Source organism: Escherichia fergusonii ATCC 35469 (assembly GCF_000026225.1).
In the GTDB taxonomy this organism is placed as follows: domain Bacteria; phylum Pseudomonadota; class Gammaproteobacteria; order Enterobacterales; family Enterobacteriaceae; genus Escherichia; species Escherichia fergusonii.
This window is the reverse complement of the sequence record NC_011740.1, coordinates 3,978,762-3,992,491: the sequence shown is the minus strand read 5'-3', so window position 1 is coordinate 3,992,491 and position 13,730 is coordinate 3,978,762. Positions and strand designations below refer to the sequence as shown.

Below are 13,730 nucleotides of genomic sequence, written 5' to 3'. Positions count from 1 at the left end.
GCTATGTATCACCTTCGGGTTCCACAAACAGAAGAAGAATTAGAGCGTTACTATCAGTTTCGCTGGGAAATGTTGCGTAAGCCCCTGCATCAACCAAAAGGTTCGGAACGCGACGCGTGGGATGCGATGGCGCATCACCAAATGGTCGTCGACGAGCAGGGAAATCTGGTGGCGGTAGGGCGGCTGTATATCAATGCCGATAACGAAGCCTCCATCCGCTTTATGGCGGTTCATCCCGACGTGCAGGACAAAGGGTTAGGAACGCTGATGGCGATGACTCTGGAGTCGGTGGCGCGTCAGGAAGGCGTTAAGCGCGTGACCTGTAGCGCCCGTGAAGACGCGGTGGAGTTTTTCGCCAAGCTGGGGTTCGTTAATCAGGGAGAAATCACCACACCAACCACCACGCCGATTCGTCATTTTTTGATGATTAAACCCGTCGCCACTCTGGATGATATTCTGCATCGCGGCGACTGGTGCGCGCAGCTGCAACAGGCGTGGTATGAACACATCCCGCTTAGTGAAAAAATGGGCGTGCGCATTCAGCAATATACCGGGCAAAAATTTATCACCACCATGCCGGAAACCGGGAATCAGAATCCGCACCATACGTTGTTTGCCGGGAGTTTATTCTCACTGGCAACGCTTACCGGTTGGGGGCTTATCTGGCTGATGCTGCGTGAACGCCACCTCGGCGGAACGATTATTCTGGCGGATGCGCATATCCGCTACAGCAAGCCGATTAGCGGCAAACCTCATGCGGTAGCCGACCTCGGTGCCTTAAGTGGCGATCTCGACCGTCTGGCGCGCGGACGAAAAGCACGGGTGCAGATGCAGGTCGAAATCTTTGGCGACGAGACGCCGGGTGCAGTGTTTGAAGGTACGTATATCGTTCTGCCCGCGAAGCCATTTGGCCCGTATGAAGAGGGCGGGAACGAAGAAGAGTAAGGGGCGTTTTACTTGACTGCAAAGGCTTTGCTGCGAGCGATTGCCAACGATCCGCAACATGTGCTGCAAGCACTTAACCGTTAGAGGCATGGTTATGCCATACAGAAAGCACCAGCATTCAGAATTCCTATGAAAGCGGCATAGTGCCGCCTGCTCAGGAGTATTGCTATGACCCGTAATCGTGCTGAACGTCGCCATCATATGGCGCGATTAAAAAAAATCCGCCGTCGTTATCGCACAGCAGGCGACGGAAGCAAAAAAGCATCAGGTGTTTGCTTTCGTACTCCCTGTATGTGTTCTTGTTGGATGTGTGGACATCGACGCTATCATAATGGTTCCCGCGTATCGGAAATTCGTGCAAAAGCACGCTATGCGAATTAAGGGAAAATGATGAATTATTTTAAGGAAGCACATTTTTAGAACTCTTAACAGGAGACTAAAAATGTCCACATTTAATACGCGTAAAGACCGGGATCGTAATGGTAAAGCGAAGCCGCATAAGCATTCAGGGAGCCCAACACTTACAGGTAAATGGCGTCACCCTTCAATGGATTGCTGGGTAAACTACAGTACACCGGGCGATCATGAATGGAAGCGACTCTATACTACGCTTCGCCGTCGCGCAGATGATCGACGCCAATGTTATCGGGTAATGCAGGGGGATGATCCGCAAGGAATCGTCTGGTTCCCGGACTGTTATCCACAAATTTACTACTACTAACAATTAAAGACCGGTTGGTGCGGCACTGACCGGTCAGTTATGGATGGTAGATTTCACCTTAAACCTTGGTGCTGTAAAGATGCTGACTTTTTTCGGATATACCATCCGGATGATGTAAATGAAGACCTATGCAAAACTGAACAAATAAATATATTCATGCCATCCATAATTAATTCTTATCACTTATTATTACTTTTATGTGGGAGCGACCCCCATCTAATCAAGAGTAATAAATAATTATGGGCGATGCTAAACCATTTTTTAATAAAAATTAAAATAACTGTAACTGTTGCATTATTTTTGGAAAGAGTCTCGCAAAAATAAAACCACATGCAGAAACCAGCTTTCGTTAATTAATTTTCCGGTGTAATTTTTACACATATATTAATGAACAGTATATGTAAGGTGGTAACGATGGCGATGAATACGGTTTTTCTTCATTTATCAGAAGAGGCAATTAAACGGCTGAACAAGCTTAGGGGTTGGCGTAAGGTTTCACGGTCCGCAATTTTACGCGAAGCGGTAGAGCAATATCTGGAGCGGCAGCAATTTCCGGTGCGTAAAGCAAAGGGAGGCAGGCAAAAGGGGGAGGAAGATGGTGTCGAATATCAGCGTAAACTGCGCGAGGAGTGGTAATGGCAAAAATGATACCAATCAGATTACTGACAAAGTGCGCGTTGTACATGCCGGATGCGGCGTGAACGCCTTATCCGTCCTACAAAGTCGTGAAAATTTAATATATTGCAGTTTATTGGTAGGCCTGATAAGCGCAGCGCATCAGGCAATCCTACGCTTGTCATCAGTGACATACCAATAACCTTATCGCTGTGTTGGAGGGAAAAACGAGGTCAAACAGGCACTGGCGGCATGGTCTTGAACTGCCAACGCGAAATACGAGAGATTTTGCGGGAATAGCAGGTGTAATCACACCCTATGAACTGTAATCCGGGCGACCTGCGCCACCCGGAAAACGTCAGAGATTACTCCCCTTCACCCGGAAACAGGAACGGGTTGATGGAACTGCGGGCATAGCCCTCTTGCTCCATTCGCGCATCCAGTACCAGAGAGGCGAGGTCATCTGCCACGGCTTCAACTTTCGGCTCTTTTTCCTGATAAAGAATCTTCAGGTAAGTGCCACAGTCATCGCAGCTTTCGGCTTTAATCGCAGCCTGTTCGTCATCCAGCGACCAGTAATGCAGTTTGCCGCTCTGTTCACAGTTGCTGCATTTTACGCGCACTACGTGCCATTCAGTTTCACACAGGTTGCAGTGCAGGTAACGCAGACCCTGAGTGGTGCCAATTTGCACCATGCTGGACACCGGCATAGAACCACAAACCGGGCAATATTGACGTTGTTCGCCATATTCAGCGCGGGCTTTGCCAGGGATCAGATTGGCCATCTGCGCCCAGTAGAGCGACAGTGCAGCCCAGATAAACGGCGCTTTATCGCTGCTGACGGACGAGAAATCAGAGGCAAACAGTGCGCTGGCCATATCCTCCAGCTCCTGGGTCGATGCCTTCTCCAGATTCTCAATCACTGCCAGCGCCGGGCCGCTCATTTCAGGTTTCAGCTCAGCAATCAGCGCCATCAGCAGCTTTTGCCAGTGCTTATCACGCGGCAGAACGTGAATATCCAGCGGGGGCTTGCCCTGTGCGCTGGCTTCTTTAATGCGTGCAGTCAGATCCATTTCCAGCGGATGGTCGTACAGCACCACTTCCTGGGCGTGGGCGATAAGCGCAGCAAAGCGCAGGTAATCACCCAGCGGATTATTTTCTGCCAGCTCGCGCAGACGCTCGGCGCGGCGGTTGTATAAATTCTTGAGCCGAGGGAACAATAACGGCGGAATCATATCCGCCGTACGTTTCTCGCTCGAACCCAGCTCATCTTGCGGGATTATGCGAATACTCATTCAGCTTTCTTTTCCGTTGTCTTGCGGACCTCACGGTACCAGCGCGGGTGATGTTTCTTCGCCCATGCGCTGGTAACCCATCCTTCCACCATGGCGGTAATCGTGCCTTTCACCCAAAGGGCGGCGTAGATATGCACCATGATAACCACAATTAACGCCACTGCGGCAAATGAATGCAGCATTAACGCGAATCGGATCACCGGGATTGAGAAAGCAGGCGCAAAATAAGGACGCCAGATAATCACACCGCTCACCAGCAGCAGGACCAGGAAAATAATCGCCGCCCAGAAAACGCATTTCTGACCGAAGTTATAACGCCCGGTGTCACCTACTTCCTCGTTGACGACGATCTTACGAATATTCTTCGCCCAAAAGATATCATCCCGATTGATTAGGTTGTGATGCCAGTAACGGAAAAACATGATGATGAACGAGGCAAACATAACCACGCCGACAAACGGGTGCAGAATGCGCGCCAGCTGCGGTGTGCCCATGATTTGCATCAACCAGTTGAAGGAAGGGAACAAAAAGCCCAGCCCGCTCACCGCCGCCAGGATGAAGCAGAAGGCGGTGATCCAGTGGTTGATACGTTCCGGCGCGGTGTAGCGCACGATGGTGTCACGTCGTTTCATTTGCGCTCCTCGTCTTTCTCTTCGTGCAGATTATTCTCTTCCTCATCCGCACGGTTCGGACCGACACCCACGTAGTGGAAGATACTGGCTGCGAAGGTAGCCGCAAAGCCAACAGCTGCGAGCGGTTTCCAGATGCCTTTCCAGAATTTCACGGTTTCGCTGATTTCCGGGTTCTCCGGCAAGCCATGATACAGATTCGGCTTGTCAGCATGGTGCAGCACGTACATAACGTGTGTACCACCCACGCCTGCCGGATCGTACAGACCCGCATTGTCGTAACCACGGGTTTTCAACTCCGCCACGCGCTCGCTCGCCAGCGTTTTCATCGACTCTTTCGTACCGAAGTGAATCGCCCCCGTCGGGCAGGTTTTCACACAGGCCGGTTCTTGCCCAACCACCACGCGGTCAACGCACAGCGTACATTTGTAGACGCGGTTGTCTTCCGGGTTGAGGCGCGGAATGTCGAACGGACAGCCCGCAACGCAATAACCGCAACCAATGCACTGCTCGGACTGGAAGTCGACGATACCGTTGGCATACTGAATAATTGCCCCTTCCGCCGGACACGCTTTCAGGCAGCCTGGATCGGAACAGTGCATACAGCCGTCTTTACGGATCAGCCATTCCAGTTTGTCGTTCTGCTCCACTTCCGAGAAGCGCATTACCGTCCACGATTTGGCGCTTAAATCATTGGGGTTGTCGTACACCCCAATGTTATTGCCGACGGTATCGCGAATGTCGTTCCACTCTGAACACGCCACCTGACAGGCTTTACAGCCGATACAGGTGGTGACGTCGATGAGTTTCGCCACTTCTTCCTGGAAGTCCCGCGCCTGAGGCGCGGGGGTCAGACCGTTAGTCGCGGAACGACGAATGATATCTTGAGATTGATAAGCCATATGTCGTCTCCGTTACACCTTTTCCACATTCACAAGGAAGGACTTAAACTCCGGCGTCTGCGTGTTCGCATCACCAACGAATGGCGTTAACGTATTGGCAATAAAGCCTTTTTTCGCAACACCTTCATAGCCCCAGTGAATCGGAATACCGATGGTATCGATATCTTTGCCATTCGCTTTCAGCGTGCGAATACGTTTGGTCACCACCGCTTTGGCTTTGATATAGCCACGGTTGGAGGAGACTTTCACGGTATCGCCCTGGGCAATGCCAAGTTTATTCGCCAGCGACTCACCGATTTCCACAAACTGCTCTGGTTGCAAAATCGCGTTCAACAGCGCGTGTTTGGTCCAGTAGTGGAAGTGCTCGGTCAGACGATAGGTGGTTCCGACATACGGGAACTTATCGGCTTTACCCAATGCTTCGGCGTCGTCTTTAAAGATTCGCGCCGCCGGATTCGAGATAACGTTTGGATGCAGCGGGTTAGTCCCCAGCGGCGTTTCAAACGGCTCGTAGTGTTCCGGGAACGGACCTTCCGCCATCTTATCGAGGGCAAACAGACGCCCCATGCCTTCCTGCTGCATGATAAACGGCCCGACGCCACTGCCCGGAGGTGCTGCGCTGTAGTCCGGAATATCCCAGCCGGTCCACTTAGTGCCGTCCCATTTCAGCAACTGACGCTTCGGATCCCACGGGTTACCCTGCGGATCTGCGGAGGCGCGGTTATACAGAATGCGGCGGTTAAGCGGCCATGCCCATGCCCAGCCCAGCGTGTTACCGAGGCCAGACGGATCGGCGTTATCACGGCGTGCCATCTGGTTACCTTCTGGCGTCCAGCTACCGGCGAAAATCCAGCAGCCACAGGAGGTGGTACCGTCATCGCGCAGTTGGGCGAACGAGCTAAGTTGTTGGCCTTTCTTGACGATAACCGCCCCGGTTGCCGGATCGGTAATATCGGCCAGCGCCTTACCGTTGCTCTCCATCGCCACTTCTTCCGACTTCGGCTCATGCGGGATGGCGTAGTTCCAGGTCATGTTCAGCACCTGGTCCGGGTTCGCGCCACCCTGTTCGGCGTACATCTTGCGCAAGCGCAGGAAGATACCGGAGAGGATCTCGCCATCAGTCAGCGCAATCCCTGGGGCGTCCGCACCTTTCCAGTGCCACTGCAACCAGCGACCGGAGTTAACGATTGAACCGTTCTCTTCCGCGAAGCAGGTCGATGGCAGACGGAACACTTCGGTCTGGATCTTCGACGAGTCCACTTCGTTCAGCTCACCGTGGTTCTGCCAGAAGTTAGAGGTTTCAGTGTTCAGCGGGTCGATAGTGACGAGGAACTTCAGTTTCGACAGACAACCGATCACTTTGTTTTTGTTCGGGAATGAGGCAACAGGGTTAAAGCCCTGGCAGATATAGCCATTGACCTTGCCCTCTTTCATCATCTCGAAGTATTGCAGGACGTCGTAGCCTTTATCCCACTTCGGCAACCAGTCAAAGCCCCAGCTGTTTTCTGCCGTCGCTTTATCACCAAAGAAGGCCTTCATCATGGAGACGAAGAATTTCGGGTAATTGCCCCAGTAGTTAACCTGGCCTTCCAGCAGCGGTTTCGGCGTATTGGCGGCAAGGTAGGTTTGCAGATCGGTCTGCTTCTCGCTTGGCAGCGTCATGTAACCTGGCAGGCTCTGCGACAGCAGCCCCAGGTCCGTCAGCCCCTGAATGTTGGAGTGACCGCGCAGGGCGTTAACGCCGCCGCCTGCCATCCCCATATTGCCGAGCAGTAGCTGGATCATCGCCATCGTACGAATGTTCTGCGCACCAACGGAGTGTTGCGTCCAGCCGAGCGCGTAAAGGAACGAGGCAGTTTTATCGTGAGCACTGGTCTCTGCGATGTATTCGCAGACTTTCAGGAACGCGTCTTTCGGCGTACCACAGATGTTTTCAACCACATCTGGCGTATAACGGGAAACGTGCTGTTTCAGCAAGTTCCACACGCAGCGCGGATGTTGCAGCGTGGTATCGCGTTTGGCGAAGCCGTTTTCGTCCAGCTCGTAGGTCCAGCTGGATTTATCGTACTTGCGTTTTTCCGCGTCGTAGCCGGTGAACAGGCCATCTTCAAAGCCGTAATCCTCACGCACGATCAGGCTGGCGTTGGTATAGGCTTCGGTGTATTCGCGGTTGAATTTTTCATTGTTCAGCAGGTACAGCAATACGCCTGACAGGAAAGCAATGTCAGTACCGGAACGAATAGGGGCATAGTAGTCAGCCACCGCCGCCGTACGCGTAAAGCGAGGATCGATCACAATCAGCTTCGCGCCGTTGTGAATTTTGGCTTCCATCGCCCAGCGGAACCCGACCGGGTGAGCTTCAGCGGCGTTACCGCCCATCACCACGACGAGGTTGGCGTTCTTGATGTCGACCCAGTGGTTGGTCATCGCACCGCGACCAAATGTTGGAGCAAGACTTGCTACCGTTGGTCCGTGTCAGACACGCGCCTGGTTGTCGACCGCGAGCATACCCAGCGCGCGGGAGAATTTTTGCGTTAAATAGCCGGTTTCGTTACTCGACGCGGAAGCACACAGCATCCCGGTGGAGAGCCAGCGGTTAACAGTCACGCCTTCGGCGTTTTGCGCAATGTAGTTAGCATCGCGGTCTTCTTTCATCAGTTTGGCAATGCGATCAAACGCCTCTTCCCAACTGATTTGCTGCCATTTATCAGAACCTGGCGCACGGTATTCCGGGAACTTCAGACGGCTTTCGGAGTGGATGAAATCCACCAGGCCAGCGCCTTTCGGACAAAGTGCACCGCGGTTGACCGGGTGATCCGGGTCACCTTCGATATGGAAGATAGATGCTTTGGCGTTTTTTGCTCCGTCACCGAGGCTGTACATCAACAGCCCACAGCCTACGGAACAATAGGTGCAGGTATTACGGGTTTCGCGGGTGCGCAGCAGTTTATACTGCCGGGTTTCCGCGAGTGCTACGCTGGGTGCAAAACCCAGTGCCGCTGCCGTGGTGCCTGCCATACCGCCAGCGCAGATCTTAAAGAACTGCCTTCTGCTGACCTGCATGGATTGCTCCTTGTTTCGACATTGTCACGTCCCATTTACATTCGCTTGCTGAGTGTGCAGGGAGTGGGAGTTATTTTTCTTTGCGGAAGGGGCCGCAAAGGTCCAGAATTGGCTCAATTTCCCTCCATCCAGGAAGGGTTTGTAACAGAATACCATAATGTTGGTGTGTGTGTTCTTATCTGGTTAAGAGAAAGTGAAAAAAACACAGCAAAAAGAAATCAAAAATGTGACAAATATCACAGGTGTTCGTCAAATTGAGTTATGGCGGCGTGATGATTTACAACACCCACGGATAGATGAGGTGGCGGAAGAGGTTCCCGTTGCGCTGGTCTACAACGGTATTTCGCATGTGGTGATGATGGCGTCACCCAAAGACCTTGAGTACTTTGCGCTCGGTTTTTCGCTTTCAGAGGGGATTATCGAAAGTCCGCGCGATATCTTCGGTATGGATGTCGTTCCTTCCTGTAATGGTCTGGAAGTGCAAATTGAGCTTTCCAGCCGCCGCTTTATGGGGTTGAAGGAGCGTCGCCGGGCACTGGCGGGACGTACGGGATGTGGCGTGTGCGGCGTGGAGCAACTTAACGACATCGGTAAACCGGTGCAGCCGCTGCCGTTCACCCAGGCGTTTGATCTCAACAAACTGGATGATGCATTACGCCATCTCAATGATTTCCAGCCAGTGGGGCAACTGACTGGTTGTACTCACGCCGCCGCCTGGATGTTGCCATCTGGCGAACTGGTAGGCGGGCATGAAGACGTGGGTCGCCATGTGGCGCTGGATAAACTGTTAGGCCGCCGGTCACAAGAAGGGGAAAGCTGGCAGCAAGGTGCGGTGCTGGTTTCCAGTCGTGCCAGTTATGAAATGGTGCAAAAGTCAGCGATGTGCGGCGTAGAAATTTTGTTTGCGGTGTCTGCCGCGACCACGCTTGCCGTAGAAGTGGCTGAGCGCTGTAATTTGACGCTGGTGGGCTTTTGTAAGCCGGGTCGGGCAACGGTTTATACTCATCCGCAGCGATTGATTCATAATTAAAGAAATACCGCAATTCTGATTCTGGATTGCGGTTTTATTTTTCTATTAAATAATCCTCAATATATTATTCAGCATTTAAATAATAATTTCACCACAAGAAATTATCTCGTTAACTCCGGTTTATATCGATATACTCCAGTCGCATTAATCCTTTAAGAATTAATCATTATTTATATAAGACATTTTGTTTTAATCATCGCGTCAATAAATAAATGTTTTCGATGAGTGAATGAAATAACAAACCTTGCACCGGTTGTAAAAAACAGCAATGTATTTTCAATAGTAGGTGATGGATTATGAGTATTGAAAAATGAGTACATTACAGTTACCTGGCAGTTCATATTCTACAGAAGTTAATTTAAACGGCTTAATTGAGGTGCTCAGTAAGCATCTTTACTCCACTCCCGTGGTTGCCGTGCGCGAGCTGGTGCAGAACGGCCATGATGCGATCGTGCGCCGCAGGATTGAGCAGCCCGATGCGCCAAAGGATAACCAAATTCGTGTAGTGGCAGACGTGGCGAAGTCCACTATCATCATTAGCGATACTGGCGCTGGCCTCACTGAAAGTGAAATTCATGGCTTTCTTGCCACGGTTGGCGTCGGTTATACCCGAATGTTGCGCCAGCAGGATGACAACACCGGTTTAATTGGTATGTTCGGCCTCGGTTTTTTGTCAGCGTTTGTACTGGCAAAAGAGGTCACGGTGTTGACCACATCCTGGCAAACGCCGGATCAGAGCTGGAAATACCACTCTACCGACGGGCAAAAATACACCGTTACGCCGCATCAGTCCTCGGCGCCGGGAACGCAGGTGATTCTGACGCTCAAAGAAGAGTACAGCCATCTGGCGAGTAATAATCTGCTGAACCGCGTTCTTTCCCGCTACTGCATATTGCTGCACGAACCAGTCTATGTCGGTGATGCCAGCGAGCCGGTGAATAAACTGCAACCACCGTGGCGTGAAGTTGCCCCCGAAGGCGTAACCATGCACCGCGCGCTGGTACAGCGTAAAAATCTCGCCTTTGCCGCACAGTTTGAATCCTCCTTCGAACCGATTTGCACCATTCCGGTGGTGCCCGTGGGGATGAGCGACGCGGTTGGGATTTTATGGATTCAGGATGGCGCAACCTACGGCACCAGCGATAACCGCAACCTGTCGCTGTTTTTGCGCGGTATGTTACTGGATGATGAAGCGCGTGAGTTGTTACCTCCCTGGGCCGGATTTATTGGCGGCGTGATTGAGTCATCGAAACTAACGCCGACGGCGAGCCGGGAAGATCTCCAGCGGGACGAAACCTGGGTTGCGGTGCAGGAGGCGTTAAAAGAGACGCTGATTTCTGGTTTGTCCGATCTCGCACAAAATCAGCCAGAAATATGGCGGCGTGTATTAATGCGCCACAACGAAGCGTTGCTCGGTGCGGCATTGTGTGATGACCGTCTGTTTGATTTGCTCAAAGATCGCTTGCAGGTGCCAACGTCAAAAGGGGCGTTGCTGGCGAAGGATTTACGCGTTAATAACAGCATTCATATTCTGTTAAGCCGCGACGGCGGTTTTGAAGAGATGTTGTTCCACATTCTGCAACGGCCCGTTGCCCGTGGCGATCGCTATGCCGTCGTGCCATTTTTACGTCGCTGGGCGCTGTTATATCACTGCCGGATTATCGAAGTCGGTACGCAAACGGGCAATGAGCAGTTGTTCAGCCTGGCAGAATTACCCGAAGAGCAGGTGGCTTATCTGGAAGAGCATCTCTGCGATGGCGAGCAATTAATTATCTCCCGCTTCGAACCCGCCGTTTTACCGTTAGTGGTCACGCCAGACCGCGAAGCAGAATTAAAACAAATTCTCGAACAGGATAACGCAGATAAACGCATCAGTACCGCAGCGTTAATGCTGGCGCGGCAATTTACCTCGCAAATCCAAAAAACGAAAACCTCAAGTTTATACATCAACCTTAATAACCCTTGCATCATGCAACTGGTGACGGCATTACAACACCAGCAACAGCCCGCAGCGGCATTACGCTTATTAAAATCGCTGAAAGTGATTTTGTGCTCCAGCGGTAATAAAGAACAGCAGTGGGATTTACACCAGGCACTGGAAGATTTTACTCAGGTTATTCCTGTCTTAATTAATCAAGGAAAATAAAATGGATACATGGGAGTGGTACAACAAATATAGTCAAGAGTTGCGTGATGCCGGGCAAGAATATATTCCGCAGCTTATTGATGATTTTTCAGAAAGTGTTTTGCACCTACAAATAGAAAAATGCGATTCGCTATTGCCGGAAATGAAAGCACTGAATCAAGTCGCCAAAAATCCGTGGCTGGAAATATTTATTGGTCACTGGGAAATGCGTCATCGCCTGACTAACTATGAAGAAGGTGAAAAGGTGCTGCCAGACGTGGTAGCGCTGTTTGAAAAAGCGCATCGGGAAGAGGCGAAAGATTGCCCGCAATCTATCTGCGTTACCCAGGATTTATCAGCCTGCTACGAAAATATTGACGCACCAGGCTGGGCGAATGAACGCATGGCAGTATGTGAGGAAACCATCGCGCGCATTGATCCGACCTGGAGCTGCTTTATGTGTTTATCCTGCGAATATGCCAGTGCAATGGTGGATTCCAACAAAACAGAAGAGGCGTTGGTTTATATCGACAGGCAAATCGAGGCGGTGAAAGCATCGGGGAGTGAATATTTAGAAGCGCTGCTGGCAATACGCGCCGATATTTTGGTTGCCCTTCAGCGCTACGATGAGGCTCGTGAAGTGATTGATGAACTGGCAAAAGAGAACGATTACTGGGGCCGTGACCGCATCAGTTATCACCTCAAAAAACTGTACATCATGGCGTTATGTGGGCAGGACGAAGAGGTCTGGGAGGAACTGCCTCGTTGGACAGATCTGACCCCCTATTCGTGGGGTATGTGGGTGAAGATTATTACCGTACTGCTTCCTCGCCATCCGCAGAGAAATCACTGGCAGCTGGCACGCATCATCCAAAAAATGCTGGAGCAACGTTCGCAGGCCGGGGCGCACCGCAAAGTGGTGAATCTGGCAAAACTGCAAATCACTCTGGCGCTGGAGCGCGAATCCGTCTGGGTGGCCAAAATGGCGATGAAACTGGCCCAGCAGCACATGCCAAAATTACGCGCATTACTGGGCGTTGATCGCGAGTTTCTCGAACTTAGCGAAAAAATTGCCGCCAAAGAAGCGGAACTGCTTGCTCGTCCGGTTGTAGAAGTACCTGAAAACAGCGATGAAGAAACACAGCCAGATCCCGAAAAAGACGTCGAGATATTCCGTCGCGCCTATCTGAACACGCCAGATGATGCGGAATTGCTGGGTAAACTGGTCAATGCGTTAAACGCCTGCAATGCGCTTAATGAGTCGATTGAACTTCTGCAACGCCATGTTGAAAGCCATCTTCAGGAAGATAACGGCCTGTGCTTTGATCTACTGGATCTCTTGCTTAACCGTGGCGATCAGCAGGCGATCGAGCACCTGGCGAAGCTGTATGAACAGGCGGGTCTGCTACATATGGCGCTGTGGTTCCGTGCGCGGGTGATTAACCAGCAGGAAGACTGGGTTGCACTGGAGGCAATTGGGCAACAGTTGCTGCAAAACGAAAAAGGGCGCGAGTGGGTTGGCGTTTATCGCATGTGCTCCTGGGCAGCACAAAAACAGGAAGCCTGGGATCGAAAGCTGGATTATTTACAACAATTGCAGCAACTGATGATTAGCCGTGAAGAAGATATTCGCAATCTCCAGTGGGATATCATGGCGACCGCCAGCATCCTGCAACAATGGGATTTGGTTCGTGCTATTGCTGCTGAACTGGAAATCGAGCTCACGGAAGGCGAAGGTTTTATTGACGAAAAATGGGGGCTGTTAAACATCCGCTTCCGGGAAAATTATGAATACCGCTATTACTATGCTCAACGTATTGGGCCGGTAACAGCAAGGATCATTGAGCCAACTTACCGCACCGATTATCCGCAACATGTTGATGAGGTTGTGGTATTCGATGCAGAAATGTTGAATACCCGACCAGAGGATGAGGAAGAGCAGAAGAATTTCACTCCGCTTTATGGGTGCCTGAAAACCATTATCCCGACCGAATACGGCGAGTCCTGGTTCTGCGAAGGTATCATGCCTGGTGAAGAAGAGTTTAATACTTTCCGTGAGGCGCTCCGTGAACGAAACTGGTACTACTGGAGCAACAGTAATGACGACTATACGTTAACGGACAGTCATCAAGGAGAAGGCGCTGAACCGCTGCCTGCATTCTATTTTGTTATCAGTGCACCGCGTTCAGTTTCTAAAGGTGATATCGACAAGATCTTGCACGAATTGACCGCTGACTGGGAACATCCGTTGTGCTGGTGGCGTCTTGCCAAAGAAGCCGGGGCGAATGAAGAGAAACATGCTGCTATTGCTGAGCGTTATGGAATGTAGGTGAGAGTTTATATCCTGCAACAGTGGTAGAGCGGGTAATTAAAATAGCTTCCTGCGATTTATATTTTTATGTCGC

General features: G+C 51.3%; 11 protein-coding genes and 1 pseudogene. 8 read left to right on the top strand and 4 right to left on the bottom strand.

Annotated elements, in window-relative coordinates; genetic code table 11:
• Window positions 1-3 precede the first annotated feature (3 nt).
• The 5 genes and pseudogenes from fabY to EFER_RS19420 all read left to right on the top strand — a co-directional run bounded on the left by fabY (window position 4) and on the right by EFER_RS19420 (window position 2,302).
• The gene (gene fabY, locus EFER_RS19435; RefSeq protein WP_001297068.1) at window positions 4-945 is read left to right on the top strand and encodes a fatty acid biosynthesis protein FabY; all 942 of its coding nucleotides are present in this window, start codon (window positions 4-6) and stop codon (window positions 943-945) included.
• An 18-nt stretch (window positions 946-963) separates the two neighbouring features.
• Window positions 964-1,029 (top strand): annotated as a pseudogene (locus tag EFER_RS24310) (transcriptional regulator); the annotation flags it as partial.
• 84 nt (window positions 1,030-1,113) lie between these two features.
• Window positions 1,114-1,326 carry a hypothetical protein gene (locus EFER_RS19430; RefSeq protein ID WP_000197772.1) on the top strand — a complete coding sequence of 71 codons (213 nt, stop codon included), beginning with the start codon at window positions 1,114-1,116 and terminating at the stop codon, window positions 1,324-1,326.
• Window positions 1,327-1,387: 61 nt separating this feature from the next.
• The gene (locus EFER_RS19425) at window positions 1,388-1,666 is read left to right on the top strand and encodes a hypothetical protein (protein WP_000102978.1); all 279 of its coding nucleotides are present in this window, start codon (window positions 1,388-1,390) and stop codon (window positions 1,664-1,666) included.
• 414 nt (window positions 1,667-2,080) lie between these two features.
• Window positions 2,081-2,302 carry a ribbon-helix-helix domain-containing protein gene (locus EFER_RS19420; protein ID WP_024256560.1) on the top strand — a complete coding sequence of 74 codons (222 nt, stop codon included), beginning with the start codon at window positions 2,081-2,083 and terminating at the stop codon, window positions 2,300-2,302.
• 344 nt (window positions 2,303-2,646) lie between these two features.
• Here the strand turns inward: EFER_RS19420 and fdhE are convergent, their stop codons facing one another.
• Genes fdhE through fdnG form a run of 4 tightly spaced genes read right to left on the bottom strand, consistent with a single transcriptional unit; the run spans window position 2,647 to window position 8,170 of the window.
• Window positions 2,647-3,576 (bottom strand): formate dehydrogenase accessory protein FdhE, encoded by a 930-nt coding sequence (gene fdhE, locus EFER_RS19410; protein ID WP_000027708.1) that lies wholly within the window; start codon window positions 3,574-3,576, stop codon window positions 2,647-2,649.
• Window positions 3,573-4,208, bottom strand: coding sequence for a formate dehydrogenase cytochrome b556 subunit (fdoI, locus tag EFER_RS19405; protein ID WP_000829013.1), 636 nt, complete (start codon window positions 4,206-4,208; stop codon window positions 3,573-3,575). The genes fdhE and fdoI overlap by 4 nt, the downstream gene beginning before the upstream one ends.
• The gene (fdoH, locus tag EFER_RS19400) at window positions 4,205-5,107 is read right to left on the bottom strand and encodes a formate dehydrogenase O subunit beta (protein ID WP_000331384.1); all 903 of its coding nucleotides are present in this window, start codon (window positions 5,105-5,107) and stop codon (window positions 4,205-4,207) included. The genes fdoI and fdoH overlap by 4 nt, the downstream gene beginning before the upstream one ends.
• A 12-nt stretch (window positions 5,108-5,119) precedes the next feature.
• Window positions 5,120-8,170, bottom strand: coding sequence for a formate dehydrogenase-N subunit alpha (gene fdnG / locus EFER_RS19395; RefSeq protein WP_015953878.1), 3,051 nt, complete (start codon window positions 8,168-8,170; stop codon window positions 5,120-5,122).
• Between the two features lie 193 nt (window positions 8,171-8,363).
• Between fdnG and fdhD the strand changes: the two genes are divergently transcribed.
• The 3 genes from fdhD to EFER_RS19375 all read left to right on the top strand — a co-directional run bounded on the left by fdhD (window position 8,364) and on the right by EFER_RS19375 (window position 13,654).
• Window positions 8,364-9,200: a formate dehydrogenase accessory sulfurtransferase FdhD gene (fdhD, locus tag EFER_RS19385; protein ID WP_000753607.1), complete on the top strand. Its 837-nt coding sequence runs from the start codon at window positions 8,364-8,366 to the stop codon at window positions 9,198-9,200.
• Window positions 9,201-9,510: 310 nt separating this feature from the next.
• Window positions 9,511-11,346 (top strand): ATP-binding protein, encoded by a 1,836-nt coding sequence (locus EFER_RS19380; RefSeq protein WP_000105774.1) that lies wholly within the window; start codon window positions 9,511-9,513, stop codon window positions 11,344-11,346.
• Between the two features lies 1 nt (window position 11,347).
• On the top strand, window positions 11,348-13,654 hold the full coding sequence (locus EFER_RS19375; protein WP_000382012.1) for a hypothetical protein: 2,307 nt from the start codon (window positions 11,348-11,350) through the stop codon (window positions 13,652-13,654).
• Window positions 13,655-13,730 lie beyond the last annotated feature (76 nt).